This window comes from uncultured Bifidobacterium sp., assembly GCF_949292005.1.
Taxonomy (GTDB): Bacteria; Actinomycetota; Actinomycetes; order Actinomycetales; family Bifidobacteriaceae; genus Bifidobacterium.
The window spans coordinates 1-13,310 of sequence record NZ_CASEXV010000048.1 but is presented as its reverse complement, the minus strand read 5'-3'; the positions used below and the strand labels follow the sequence as shown (position 1 = coordinate 13,310).

The window sequence follows — 13,310 nt, the reverse complement described above, 5'->3', positions numbered from 1 at the left end:
GGTTCATGTCCTCTGCCATCGCCACCATCAAATGTTTGCAATCAGCGTTGGGGGTGGGGCTTGAGACGGCCGCTGGATGTGAGGAATGATCGGGAATGAGAGCCTTGGTATGGGGACGCGTACGCACGTGGGACAGTGCGTGCGCACGTGGGACAGTGCGTGCGGACACGCGCGGACGGATGTGTGCGGACACGCGCGGCGGGGTGAAGGGATGATGGCGTCGGTTGACGGCAGGGGTGTCTGTGGTTGGCGTTCTACACTGTGCGATATGAGGATGGCATTGGGCAGGGGTCGTGGAAACCGGAACCACGCGTGGCACGCACGGGCGCTTGGTGGTTCCGGAAGGGGCGCGTTGTCGCGGTTGGAAGCACATGTGTCGCATCGTCCCGCGGGTTTCTTCGTCGGCGCTGTCTGCGTGTTCCTGTGCGCGGTCATTCTCGTTCTGCCCAGTCCTTACGTCGTGGAGTCCCCGGGGCCCACGCGCAACGTGCTGGGATCGTCGGAGGGCACCGCCGTCATCACCGTGAAGGGTGCGTCCACGTACAAGGATTCCGGCAAGCTTCTTATGCTCACGGTGAATGCATCCGGCGTTCCGGGATATGCGATGACTACGGCGGAGGCGATGATCTCCTGGTTCCGGTCCGACTCCGTGGTCACTCCCACTGAGACGGTTTTCCCCGTTGGGCAGAGCGCAGATGAGTACCGTTCCGAATCCACAGGTCAGATGACCCAATCGCAGAACCACGCGGTGACGGCCGCGCTGTCCTTCGCGTCGAAGAATCTGGGTGTGGATGTCTCCGACGTGTCAGTAAGCCTGAATATGGAGGATGTGGGCGGTCCGTCCGCCGGAATGATGTACGCCTTGGGAATCCTTGACAAGCTGGGATCGACGTCTCTGACCAACGGCGCGGTCATAGCGGGCACCGGCACGATGTCCGACTCCGGCAAGGTCGGTGCGATCGGGGGAATCAGGCTTAAGATGCTCGGCGCGCGCAGGGACGCCGCCACATGGTTCTTGGCACCGAAGTCCAACTGCGATGAGGTGGTGGGCCATGTTCCCAGCGGGCTGCGGGATGTGAGGGTGAGCACGTTGTCGGATGCGTACAAGGCGCTGATCGCCATAAGCTCCGGGAAGGGCGACTCCCTTCCCCGTTGCCAAGCGTGATCTTGGGGGTGGCCGCATGTTCGCTCGTCGTCGCGCCGGGAGTGTCGTGTCGCCGGCTAATCGGTCCCAGGCGGGGCATTCAGTGTCCGCGTGAGGAACACGTCACGTCATTGTTCGAGAGTTGTTGCTATATTGACCATCGTGAATGAAACGGCATCGCAGAACGCTGAGGAATTCGGTTTTCACTCCGGGGATATCGTCCAGGAGTGGATGTGGGACGATGACGTCGATGACGGCATCCGCATGAAGATCGAGAAACTGACCGGAGGGGAACTGGTCGACGAGGATTATGACTCCGCGGTCGACGGCGTCATCATGTGGTGGCGCGACGGAGATGACGAGGATACCTTGGCTGACGACATCGTCGACGCCTACACGGTTCTGGGGGATGACGGTCCATTCTGGATTCTCACGCCCAAGCCCGGACGGCCCGGAGCCGCCAGTTCGAGCACGGTCCAATCGGCCGCGAAGACGGCGGGCATGAACGCCGCCGTTCCACTTACGGTGAGCGCGGATTGGAATGGTGTGCGCCTGCGCGCCTTCGGCAAGGGGCCGGACAAGAACCGGTAGACAAGAGCCGACGGAGCCGGATGTTCTGGGGCGGCCGTGCTGTGACGACAGAGATGCCGTGGCAACGTAGACGTCCACACGGGACTCCGGTGGGCGCCGGATCCGCCGTGTGGACATCCCTTGTGGGTCTGACGGATGTCAGATCGTTTGCTCAAGTCCCGGATAAAGCGGAAAATCGGACACCAGCCGATTGACTCGCGCCCTGAGGGCATCGGTGTCGGCACCCGTTCCCTGGGCCAGCGCGGTTCCGATGATGTCGGCGACCTCCTCATACTCCGCGGCCCCGAATCCACGGGTAGCCAGAGCGGATGTGCCGATTCGCAGTCCCGAAGCGATCGAGGCGGGTCGTGGATCGAAGGGCACGGTGTTGCGGTTGATGGTTATGCCGCACTGCGCGAGCAGGTCCTCGCCCTGCTGCCCATCCAATTCGCTGTGTCGCAGATCGACCATCACAAGATGAACGTCCGTCCCGCCGGTGAGGACGCCGATGCCATTGTCGGCCACGTCCTTCGCCTGCAGACGCTGAGCGAGTATCTGCGCTCCCTCGATTGTGCGCCGCATGCGGTCGCGGAACTCTGGGGTTCCCGCTATCTTGAACGCCACCGCCTTCGCCGCCACGACGTGCATAAGCGGTCCACCCTGCTGCCCGGGGAACACGGCGGAATTGATCTTGCGGCCGTACTCCTCCCTAGCGAGGATGAATCCCGACCGAGGTCCTCCCAAGGTCTTGTGAGCGGTGGACGAAACGACATCGGCATGGGGGACTGGGCTGGGATGCAGCCCGGCCGCGACGAGGCCGGCGAAATGCGCCATATCAACCCAGAACCGCGCTCCCACCTCATCGGCGATCTGTTTCATCGCAGCGAAGTCCTCGATGCGCGGATATGCGCTCCATCCGCCGATGATCAGCGCCGGATGAGTCTCCAAAGCGCGTTGTCTGATGATGTCGGGGTCGATGAGGAACGTGTCGGGATTCACCCCATACGATTCCGCTTTGTAGAAACGGCCTGAGAAGTTGATCCGCATTCCGTGGGAGAGGTGTCCTCCGTGGTCGAGCGCCAGTCCCAGGATCGTGTCTCCGGGTTTCACGAGCGCCTGATACACCGCAGCGTTCGCCTGCGCTCCCGAGTGGGGCTGCACGTTCGCGTATTCGGCCCCGAAAAGGGTTTTGGCTCTTTCCCGGGCGAGCGTCTCGACCTGATCGACAACCTCGCAGCCGCCATAATAGCGTTTTCCGGGGTATCCTTCGGCGTACTTGTTGGTCAGAACCGATCCCTGTGCCTGAAGTACGGCGCGCGGAACGAAATTCTCCGAGGCGATCATCTCCAGGCCCTCCTGTTGCCGTCGAAGCTCACCGTCGAGCAATGCCGCGATCTCGGGATCCGTGCGTGAGATCGGAGAGTTGAAGACGTCGTTGGGTCGTTGCGCCAAGGTGTCGTCCTGCGCGTGGGTGGTGGTCCCGGTGTCGGTCATTGTGGGCTCCTTTGTCGGATCTGTTGGTGCTGCGGGATTGATGGTTCCGCGGTGTCGCTCTGCCATGCGGCCAGTCCTCCTCATGGCGGTGGAGGTATGGCATGGGGAGCGCCGCTCAGTGGCTTAAGCCACACCATACCCGTCCTGTGCGGCGCTGTCGTGCCTTTGGTTCGGACGGTGGCGCGACACCCCGAGGATGCTGGCCAGGGCCACCGCGTACAGCATGGCGATTATGGGAATGAGCGTAGCGTAGCGATGCGCCTGATCGGATGCGTGGCTGACCACGAACGAGGCGAGTTGGTTGCCGGAGAGTCCGGCCATCGCCCATGCACTGAGCGCGAGGCCATGCGTGGTCGAGACGGCCTTGATGCCGAAATGCTGGTCGAGCAGAACCGGCAGCGTGGAGAACCCCCCGCCATATCCCGCATTGACCAGGAACAGCATGGACAAGACCACCCACAGGAGGGCGTTGTCGATTCCTCCCGTGACAACCTCCATCGCGCACACCGCGATCGACATGACGAAGATGATGATGTAGGAGGTCTCGCGGCGTCGAAGATGGTCGGACAGCGTGGAGAATCCGAGGCGCCCGATGGTGTTGAACACGGCGTCCAGCGCGAGGACCGTCCCCACGGTCGCGGCGATGGCGACGGCGAAGGCCGAGCCGTCGAGACTGGCGTATGAGGGCAGCTGGCGCAGGACGTCGTGGAGGATGTCCTTTTCCTGCGAGATGAGTGCGAGTCCGCAGGTGATGTTGATGTAGAAGGCCAGCCAGATCGCCCAGAAGACGGGTTTGCGCATGATGGAACGCCGGCTCACCTGGGCGTCCGGCTCGTAGACGTAGCCCTGCGGACGTTTGATGAGGAGGAAGCCGGCGAACATCAGAACCGCATAGACCGCGGCGAGGATGTAGAACATGTTCACGAGGCCGACGTGTTCGATGAGCCATTCCATGACAGGGCTCGCTATGGCTTTGGCCAATCCGAAGCCGGCCACGGCGATGCCCGTGGCGAGGCCCTTGTTGTCGCTGAACCACAGCATGAGGTTCTTCACGGGGGTGAGGTATCCGACTCCCAGTCCGACTCCCATTATGGCGCCGTAGAAGATGAAGATTCCGGGGAGGAAGCCCAGCGCGATGCTTGCTCCGGTTCCCGCGAATCCGACGACGAAGCACACCAGTGAGAGCAGGGCCGATTTCTTGATGTCCCTCTCGACCAGTGGACCGAGAAACGCGGCGGACATGCCGAGGAAGAATATGGCGAGGGAGAATCCCCATTCGATGGTGCCTGCGGAGACCCTCATTCGGTCGGCGATGAGTTGTTTGAAGACGCTCCAGCAGTAGACCGTGCCGATAGATATGTGGATGAGGAGTGCGGGTGCGATGGCCCGCGTCCATCGGTTGTCAGGAAGGATGCTCAATGTTGTCCTCTCCACAGGGGAGGTCCATGGTCCATGCCGGATTGGTGGCGTGGTCCGGGCCGTCGCCGTCGTGACCGTTCCCGTGCTGAAAAAACATAACACGAAAAATGTTCGTTTTGGACGACGTGGTCACGGTGACGAGCACTTCGGGGGCCGAATGTGAGCAAGGTCATAATCGCGTATGCGGCGATCCTGCGTCCGACGCGCGACGTGCGGGAGTGCGACGTCCGTGGACGCGGTGTGTGCGGATGCCAAGTCCTGTGTGGTTTTTGATTCGCCGTTCTGGTATCATGACGCCTGTTATGGCGGTTGTCGATGAGTCGTCGGAGGAGCGGGAAAATGGGCAAATACACCATCGTTATTGGCGCGATCAGCTTGGCTTTCGGTGCCGTGAGTCTGGCCCTGTCCTTCTATGAGGCGATTCCGTCCGGCATCTGCGGTCTGATCGCGGGTATTTTGGGGCTTGCCGTCGCACTTATGGGATTCCAACATGACGGCGTTGATCCTGCTGCTCGTCCCCAGGATGGTGAAAACAACATCTGACGGACCTTCCCGCACGGCTGCTTGTGGACTCCGGTTTGCGGATGATGGAATAAATATCTCATTCCCCATGTTGGGATTACAGCGGTCGTGCCGGTGCCTCCGATGATTGTTGCCGGATTCGCGTATCGGGGCGGTCGGCCGCCGACTCGGATCAGATAAGTTCAGATAAGTTAATTCCGCACGTATGGACAAGGAAGTCGACGCGGTTTGGCTGTCGTTTCGCAAGCGCCGTTGATGTTTGCGCGCGGGGAGATCGTATATGAATCCCGACTGACTGCGATGTGCTTCCAGTCGATGTCTGAGGGTGTTTCATTCAGGGGAGATGGACATGCCAAGGCTGATCTACCGGTGCGAGACCTGCGGTCGGACCGAGGTGCTGGATTCGGAAGAGGCCTATCGCCTTGGTTGGGATGGGCCCCCGCACTCGGGTTCCTATGGGGTGCTTGGGCCAAGAACGTGTCCCATTCATGGAGTGGTTGGAACCGTGTGGTGGGAGTTGGCTGTGGAACACAAGCAACCCAGCGAATTGACCCCTCGGCAGCAGGAAACGCTGCGTCGCATTGTGGACGAGCCCGCGAGCATCACGCCATCGAAGGGAACATCCCCTATGAGTGGGATTGATTGATTGATCGGGTCTCGCCCCGGACGAGGGGATTCCCCGTGTGAAGTCCATTGTCGGTTCCATGCGGTCATGAGACCCGCTCCGACGTGCTGCCCAATGGCAGTCATCCGCTCCCGTCACGATCGGTGAACCCGGCACGGTGGCATTCGATGTTCTTCGCATGGGCTTCGCCTCTGACCCGTGTGGTCCTCCGTAGGAGCTTCTCAAACCAAAGGCTCTGGGAGCGTTGATTTCCCAGGCTTTGCGCGGGAACGGGCCGCTCTCTGCACGCCGTCGGTCTGCTTCTCGGGCGGATGCTCGTGGTCCGGTGGTCGATAATTCACCTCAGTCTCAAACCCGTTTGAACTTCCCGAATCGTGCCAAGGTGGTGGGCAACTACCGGAGGGGCGCCACCGGCATCCAGCCAAGGCGACAGCGAGCAAGCGCCTACACCCGCCGACCGTCAACGACCGCGCCGCTCGTCCCGTTCGCCGCACGATCGTGTCGGTGCGGGACGACTTCCCAGAAGAGAACGCTGTAGCTTCGAGCGTCAACAGCACGCAGTCTGGAAACGATCCGACGCAGCAGGCCGATTAAGCAGAAGTCACTCGTGCGCGATCCGCGCGCAACACCGGGCGAGAGTTACGACGAGCTGAACAGTGGCCCGCGCGTGGAACACATTCGGCATCGACGCTGATGCGCGAGCATGCTCTGGTTCAGGCGTGCTTGGCGACGACGATCTTGCCGGTCATGTGCCCGGTCTCGACGAGGGTGTGCGCTTCGCGAAGGTTCGTCGCGTTGACCGGTTCCAGGGCGCGCGTGAGCGTGGTGTGGATGCGTCCGGCGTCGATCAGTTCGGCGATACGGTTCAGGAGCTCGTGCTGGGCTTCGAGGTTCCAGCCGTGTCGGGGGCGGGCGAACATGAACTCCCAGTGCCAGGAGATGGCCTTGTCCTTGAGCGCGTAGAAGTCGAGGTCACGTTCGTCGTCGATCGCGACGATCTGCCCGAACGGACGCACGACCTTCGTGAACAGGGGGATGCGGCCCTTGCTCTGCGAGGTGAACACGAAGTCCACTCCGCCCGGTGCGACCTTCAGGATGCTGCGAGCGAGATCCGGATCCGTGTGATCGACGACGATATCGGCACCGAGCTGTTCCACCCATGCGCGCGATTCCGGACGGGAGGCTGTTGCGATGACTGTGACCCCGGTGAGGGCCTTGGCGAGCTGGATGAGGATCGACCCGACCCCACCCGCCGCGCCGAGCACGAGCAACGTGCCCGTGGTTTCGGTGGTGAGGCGGAGCTTGTCGAACAGTGCCTCCCAAGCGGTGATTGCCGTCAAGGGCAGCGCTGCCGCCTCCGCATGAGTGAGGCTTGCGGGCTTGGTGCCGACGATGCGCTCGTCGACGAGCTGCCAGGAGGCGTAGCTGCCGGGCCGGTCGATGCTCCCGGCGTAGAACACCTCGTCGCCCGGCCGGAACAGGGTGGCCTCGCCGCCTGTGGCAAGGACGACCCCCGAGGCGTCCCAGCCGAGAACCCGGTCCTTGCGGGCACGATTGCTGGAGGCCCGGACCTTCACGTCCACCGGGTTCACCGACACGGCCCGCACCTCGATGAGCAGGTCCCTGCCGGTCGGCGTACCCGGGGCAGTGATGCTGGCATCAATGAGGCTGTCGGGGCCGTCGATCGGGCCGCCCGCGCGGTTGATGACTGCGGGGATCACCTCACGATGCACGAGCCCGAACCCTTCCAACCGACGCAGCGTCGCGGTCAGCACCTTCGGGGAGACGCCTTCGAGCTGGCGTTGCAGCACCCCGAACCGCACTGGCCCATCCGCGAGCGCACCAATCGCGAGAGCCGACCACTTGTTCGCGACCACGTCGAGCAGGTCACGACACGGACAGTCCGCCGAGTATACGTCCCCGCGCGTCTTGATCGTCTCCACCAGTCCCGATCCGTCATATAACGACATGAACATCCCCCCGTAGTCGCAGAAAACCGACATGACTTCCCTTTGGAAAGTAGCAGCTCTTGCGGGTAAGTGGCGCCGTGATCTTATGTTATGGGCCAGCACCGGCGCATCCTGCGTCGGTGCTTTTCCATCTCATCGACAGGGGCCTGGCCACCACGCCCACCGCGAAACGACCCGCCAAACCGCCGGCACTCTCCACCGTCCACCGGATGCTTACCAACCTCTACTACAAAGGACAGGTCTCCTTCCGGGGAGCCAGCTACGACGGACTGCACGAGCCACTCGTCACCACCGAGGTGTGGTACCGGGTCCAGGCCGTGCTGGGCGCGCACCAGGTGTCCGGAGAGAAGACCCAAACCCATGACCACTATCTAAAAGGCACCGTATACTGCGGGAAATGCGGCTTCCGGCTCATCCTGACCAACGCGCGCAGCCGGCAGGGCACCATTATCCGTACTTCATCTGCGCCGGACGCCACTCCAAACGCACCAACTGCTCCCGGCAGGCCATGTTCGTGCCCGACATGGAAGCCCCTGTCGAGGACTACTACCGGCACATCCAGATCCCCGAACACATCGTCGAGGCTCTGCGCCAGCTGATCACCGCCGAGTTCAACCGGATGCACGAGACCTCACGGCGCGACCGCGGCACCTACCAAGCCGAACGCCAGGACCTCAACGACCGGAGAACCAAACTCCTGCACGCCCATCTCGAAGGCACCGCGCCACTCGATCTGATGAAACAGGAGCAGGACAAGATCGCCCGGCGCATGGCCTTCCTCGACGCCCAGATTGACGCCGGCGACATCGAATACGACCAGGCCAAAGCCCACCTCGACGACTGCCTGAGACTCGCGGGCGACTGCCACAAGCTGTGTACATGAGCATCGACGACCCTCTGCGACGGATCACCAACCAGGCCTTCTTCAACAAGCTCCACGTGATGTCCGACGACCACATCGACGCTCGACCCGGCGAACCCTTCAACATCCTGTTCGACCCGGGAGTGCAGCAACTCGCCACCACACGGCAGCGAGCCGTGGAAACGGGAAATCAAACCGGAAATGTCGCTGGTTTGAACAACGACCATCTGGTGGGCGATGAGGGGCTCGAACCCCCGACATCCACCGTGTAAAGGTGGCGCTCTAGCCGACTGAGCTAATCGCCCGCGCGCTAATACTATAGCCTAGGGCTACGATAGGCGATGTGCTCCCGTCGCTCGCGCGATGTGGCGTGTTGCCTCATAGGGATGGGTCGTGAACGCTTGCGTCTGACCAATCACGTACAGTGGGGTCGATGGACACTACCCATAGGAGGTTGGTAGCCAATGGCTGAGGAACCTGAAGCCGGTCGCAATCCGTCGGGGATTGCTCGGGTCGGCAAGCGCAAGTGGGGCTATGACCCCGCTCAGGTCGACGAATTCCTCGATCGGGCTCACGCCTTGTACGAGGGCGAAGGTGTGCAGCTGTCGCAACAGGATATTCAGAACGTCTCGTTTGACCTCTGCAAGGGCGGGTATGTCATCTCGCAGGTCGATGCCGCGCTGGCCCGTCTTGAACGTGCGGTGACGGATAAGAACACCGCGTGGGAGATCTCCCAGCATGGCCGCGTCACCTGGAAAGCCACGACGATGGAGCTTTTCCGCAGGGTGGCTGCCCATGCCGCGCGTAAGGAACGTTCACGTTTCGCGCTGGGGGAGGGGAAGCTGCCATCGTATGACCGTCGGCAGGTCGACCGTCTTATCGATCAGATAGTCGCCAAATCAGCCGCTTCTCTTGGTGTGGACGACGCACAGGGCGATGCTCAGGACGTGGCCCGCAAGCTTGTCGATCTCAATGCCGCCGTCGTCTCGAACGTCGTGTTCACTCAGCGCAAGGGGAAGCATGGATACGACGAGAGGCAGGTTGATTATTATCTGAGCTCCTGCGTTGAGTTGCTGTCCCGCATCGAGTCCTACGAGCATCTCTCGGATTATTCGGGTGGATCTGAAGTCGACTTGGACGCGATGAGCGACATCGGAACCAGAACCGAAGTTATAGCGCCTATCGCCGCCGACACGGGATTCGGCACTGGTGCCGATTCTCCATCCGGAGTGGGATCTCTGTTCGATCTCATGCAGAAGACCCCGTCCTCTGTGTCCCGTCCCTCTGAGGACGAGCAGACTGGCAGCCAGTCATTCGAGGCGCTGAACGACGCCGAGCGGGAGATTTTCCGGGGTCAGTCCGAGTCCCCGACCGAGATGCCCCAGCAGCCGGTTCCGGCCCCGGTTCCCCTGACGGTGCCGCTTCCCGGGTCGGCGCGCCCGACGAACGGGCAGTCCCACGCTGCTGATTCAACGGCTCCGACAAGATACGTTCCGGCGCAATCCGCTCCGACACAGTCCGCTTCTTCCCAACCCGAGCCCTCGCTCACTTCTGAGGATTCCGCGTCCACGCCAGTGTTCACTGCGGCGTCCACAGTGCAATTCCCGACGGAGCCCACGTCCTTCTCTTCCTTGCCGGACGAGAAGTCGTCCACTGCTGAGTCGTCCATCTCAGAGTCGCCCACCTCCGAGGACGAGACACGACCGCGGTCATCATTCAGACCCTTCGATGGATTGTTCTCACGAGGCCGGCATGGCCAGCCCGTTGCGCAGCCCGCAGCTCCGGACACATCCGCTGACGGCGATCGCGCTGACTCGGTCCGCGCCGACGGCGGCCGCACCGATGCAGGTCAGGCCACCGGCACGGCTGAGGGTTCCTCCGCTTCCGAGGATTCGCCATCCGCGGGCGAGAACACGTCGGGAGATTCCTCGTTGGCGGCTCTCGCCCATCTCGCTGAAGAGACAAATCCTGCTCAGTCCACCGATTTCTCAATGGATGTGAATGTCCCGCATCTGACCATGCCCCATGTCGTATGGGCATCGGCTCCGGATGTGACCGGTTCCGAGTCCGGTTCCGAATCGATTCACGGCACTGCGTCGGAACGTCAGAACGCGGAAGCGGATCGGAAAACGTCCGATGGGGACAACTTTGGCATCCCGGATCTGTCCTTCCCGGTTTTCGGAGACACCGATTTCGCCGCGCGACCGTCCGTCCCCTTCGATGAGGCCGATGAAGACGACAAGCCGCTCCGGGACTCAGGCAACGGCAAACACGACGACGGCAACGACTGAGAGACAACGACTGAGAGGAGAGGTTGGCTCAACCTTGAGCGATTCCACAACCGTAGTGCTCCTGGGAGCCACGGGATCCATCGGGACCCAGGCGTTTGACATCATCTCGCGTCATACTGAGAAGTTTCAGGTTTGCGGTCTTGCCGCAGGCGGGGCCCATCTTGACGTTCTGGCCAGGCAGGCCGCGGATTACCATGTGCCGCGGATCGCGGTAGCCGACGCGTCGAAGGTGGGCGAGCTTCGCGAGATCCTTCGATCTCTTGGCGCATCCACCGTGCAAGTCGATGGGGGCGGGGATGCGGTGACCTCGCTGGCGGGTTTGGGTGCCGACGTCGTTCTTAACGGCATCACCGGATCCATCGGTCTTCGCCCATCCATAGCGGCGTTGAAGGCCGGATCGCAGCTGGCTTTGGCGAATAAGGAGTCCGTCGTCGCAGGTGGCCATCTTCTCTTCGACGCACAGATCCGCAAAGGGCAGATCAATCCCGTGGACTCCGAGCATTCCGCGATATGGCAGTCGTTGCGGTCGGGTGCGCACGGCGAGGTGTCGCGCTTGATAGTCACGGCGTCGGGCGGCCCATTCCGGGGGATGAAACGCGCCGAGATGTCATCCATCACGCCTGAGCAGGCGCTCAACCATCCCACATGGAACATGGGGCCCGTCGTCACGGTGAACTCATCGACGCTTATGAACAAGGGGCTTGAGGTGATCGAGGCCAGTAGGCTTTTCGACATCGCGCCCGACAGGATCGTGGTGACAGTCCATCCTCAGTCCATCGTGCATTCGATGGTCGAGTTCCGCGACGGCGCCACAATCTGTCAGGCGTCACCACCCGACATGCGTCTTCCGATAGCTTTGGGTCTCTCGGCTCCCGTCAGAATGTCCAATGTGGCGTCCGCATGCGATTGGAGCACCGCGGCCACGTGGACATTCGAGCCTTTGGACGATGAGGCTTTTCCCGCCGTGTCGCTTGCGCGGTGGTGTCTGCAGGCATCCCAGAAGCACACGGCCGTGCTTAACGCCGCGAACGAGCAGGCCGTGCACGCGTTCCTGTCGCGTCGGCTTCCCTATCTGGGAATCGTCGATACGGTGAGACGTGTGATCGACCAGATGGATGCGGATCTGCGTGCCACGCCGACATTCGAATCCGTGGAGGAAATGGGCCAGATCGAAGACGAGGCGCGACGTCGTGCCGATGATCTGATAAAACGGCAGTCGTGAACGAGAGCAAGGCCAATCCGACGAATCCGATGACATCGACGAATCAGAGCAACCCCGCGGGCGCGTTCAGGCGTACTGGCGAGCCCAAAGTCAGCGAATCCCCCCTCCACCCGCGCAGGGTGTCCAGAAGAATCATGGTCGGCCCGGTGCCTGTCGGCGGTGGCGCTCCGATCAGCGTCCAGTCCATGACGAACACGCCGACCACCGACATCAACCCCACACTCCAGCAGATAGCGGAGCTCGCCGCCGCGGGATGCGACATCGTGAGGGTCGCCGTGCCCAGCCAGGATGACGCCGACGCGCTGCCGATCATCGTCAGGAAGTCGCCGATCCCCGTGATCGCCGACATCCACTTCCAGAGCCGTTACGTGTTCCAGGCCATCGACGCGGGCTGTGCCGCCGTGCGCGTCAACCCCGGCAACATCCGGAAATTCGACGAGGTGGGCCCCTCCATCTGCCGCGCCGCCGAGGATGCGGGAATCTCGCTGCGCATCGGAGTCAACGCGGGGTCCCTGGACAAGGAGCTCTACGCGAAATATGGCGGTCCGACGCCGGAGGCGCTTGTCGCGTCCGCGCTCAAGGAGGCCCACATGTTCGAGGACGTAGGCTTCCACGATTTCAAAATCTCCGTGAAGCATCATGACCCCGTCACGATGGTGCAGACATATCGGCTGCTCGCGTCCAAAGGCGACTGGCCCCTGCATCTGGGCGTCACCGAGGCGGGGCCCGCATGGCAGGGCACCATCAAATCATGTCTTGCGTTCGGGGCGCTTCTGGCGGAGGGCATCGGCGACACGATACGCGTCTCGCTTTCCGCGCCTCCCGTCGAGGAGGTCAAGGTCGGCTGCAAGATCCTCGAGTATCTGGGATTGCGTCAGAGGCATTTCGACATCATCTCCTGCCCGAGCTGCGGCCGCGCGCAGGTGGATGTCATCCAGCTGGCCAACGAGGTCACCGAGGGACTCAAGGACATTACCGCTCCCATTCGCGTGGCGGTGATGGGGTGCATCGTCAACGGTCCGGGGGAGGCGCGCGAGGCCGATCTGGGAGTGGCTTCGGGGAACGGGAAAGGCCAGATCATCATCAAGGGCAAGGTGGTCCGCACCGTTCCGGAGGATCAGATCGTTCCCACTCTTTTGGAGACGGCGCGTCAGATTGCGGGGGAGATGGAGGAAAGCCAGCCCGATGGGG

General features: G+C 62.2%; 11 protein-coding genes and 1 tRNA gene. 8 read left to right on the top strand and 4 right to left on the bottom strand.

From position 1 onward, the window contains the following. Window positions 1-373: 373 nt before the first annotated feature. Together Q1X90_RS03500 and Q1X90_RS03495 are read left to right on the top strand one after the other, a co-directional pair. Entirely contained in the window at window positions 374-1,165 is a 792-nt protein-coding gene (locus tag Q1X90_RS03500) for a S16 family serine protease (protein WP_300766574.1), read from the top strand. 141 nt (window positions 1,166-1,306) lie between these two features. Continuing rightward, window positions 1,307-1,735: a DUF3052 domain-containing protein gene (locus Q1X90_RS03495; protein WP_300766572.1), complete on the top strand. Its 429-nt coding sequence runs from the start codon at window positions 1,307-1,309 to the stop codon at window positions 1,733-1,735. A 138-nt stretch (window positions 1,736-1,873) separates the two neighbouring features. Here the strand turns inward: Q1X90_RS03495 and glyA are convergent, their stop codons facing one another. Together glyA and Q1X90_RS03485 are read right to left on the bottom strand one after the other, a co-directional pair. Beyond that, window positions 1,874-3,208: a serine hydroxymethyltransferase gene (glyA, locus tag Q1X90_RS03490; RefSeq protein WP_300766570.1), complete on the bottom strand. Its 1,335-nt coding sequence runs from the start codon at window positions 3,206-3,208 to the stop codon at window positions 1,874-1,876. Window positions 3,209-3,331: 123 nt separating this feature from the next. Beyond that, window positions 3,332-4,627: an OFA family MFS transporter gene (locus Q1X90_RS03485; protein WP_300766578.1), complete on the bottom strand. Its 1,296-nt coding sequence runs from the start codon at window positions 4,625-4,627 to the stop codon at window positions 3,332-3,334. Between the two features lie 339 nt (window positions 4,628-4,966). Here Q1X90_RS03485 and Q1X90_RS03480 point away from each other — a divergent pair, with 339 nt between their 5' ends. Next, window positions 4,967-5,170: a hypothetical protein gene (locus Q1X90_RS03480; RefSeq protein WP_300766567.1), complete on the top strand. Its 204-nt coding sequence runs from the start codon at window positions 4,967-4,969 to the stop codon at window positions 5,168-5,170. A 1,317-nt stretch (window positions 5,171-6,487) separates the two neighbouring features. Here the strand turns inward: Q1X90_RS03480 and Q1X90_RS03475 are convergent. Beyond that, window positions 6,488-7,777: a zinc-binding alcohol dehydrogenase family protein gene (locus Q1X90_RS03475; RefSeq protein WP_300766565.1), complete on the bottom strand. Its 1,290-nt coding sequence runs from the start codon at window positions 7,775-7,777 to the stop codon at window positions 6,488-6,490. 44 nt (window positions 7,778-7,821) lie between these two features. Between Q1X90_RS03475 and Q1X90_RS07475 the strand changes: the two genes are divergently transcribed. Beyond that, the gene (locus tag Q1X90_RS07475) at window positions 7,822-8,343 is read left to right on the top strand and encodes a recombinase family protein (protein WP_366944454.1); all 522 of its coding nucleotides are present in this window, start codon (window positions 7,822-7,824) and stop codon (window positions 8,341-8,343) included. Continuing rightward, on the top strand, window positions 8,259-8,627 hold the full coding sequence (locus Q1X90_RS03470; protein ID WP_300766563.1) for a hypothetical protein: 369 nt from the start codon (window positions 8,259-8,261) through the stop codon (window positions 8,625-8,627). Before Q1X90_RS07475 ends, Q1X90_RS03470 begins: the two co-directional genes overlap by 85 nt. A 207-nt stretch (window positions 8,628-8,834) precedes the next feature. Here Q1X90_RS03470 and Q1X90_RS03465 read toward each other — a convergent pair. Then, window positions 8,835-8,911, bottom strand: a tRNA-Val gene (locus tag Q1X90_RS03465). Window positions 8,912-9,070: 159 nt separating this feature from the next. Here Q1X90_RS03465 and Q1X90_RS03460 point away from each other — a divergent pair. From Q1X90_RS03460 to ispG, 3 genes are all read left to right on the top strand, one after another. Next, window positions 9,071-10,897: a DivIVA domain-containing protein gene (locus Q1X90_RS03460; protein WP_300766561.1), complete on the top strand. Its 1,827-nt coding sequence runs from the start codon at window positions 9,071-9,073 to the stop codon at window positions 10,895-10,897. 34 nt (window positions 10,898-10,931) lie between these two features. Then, window positions 10,932-12,119, top strand: coding sequence for a 1-deoxy-D-xylulose-5-phosphate reductoisomerase (dxr, locus tag Q1X90_RS03455; RefSeq protein ID WP_300766559.1), 1,188 nt, complete (start codon window positions 10,932-10,934; stop codon window positions 12,117-12,119). Between the two features lie 29 nt (window positions 12,120-12,148). Further along, on the top strand, window positions 12,149-13,310 hold a 1,162-nt coding region (gene ispG, locus Q1X90_RS03450; RefSeq protein WP_300766576.1), incomplete at its 3' end, for a flavodoxin-dependent (E)-4-hydroxy-3-methylbut-2-enyl-diphosphate synthase.

Bases quoted from the DNA above. Each gene is read 5' to 3' on its own strand.
- Q1X90_RS03475 (WP_300766565.1), bottom strand. From the start codon at position 7,777: ATGTCGGTTTTCTGCGACTACGGGGGGATGTTCATGTCGTTATATGAC.
- Q1X90_RS03460 (WP_300766561.1), top strand. From the start codon at position 9,071: ATGGCTGAGGAACCTGAAGCCGGTCGCAATCCGTCGGGGATTGCTCGG.
- Q1X90_RS03480 (WP_300766567.1), top strand. From the start codon at position 4,967: ATGGGCAAATACACCATCGTTATTGGCGCGATCAGCTTGGCTTTCGGT.
- glyA (WP_300766570.1), bottom strand. From the start codon at position 3,208: ATGACCGACACCGGGACCACCACCCACGCGCAGGACGACACCTTGGCG.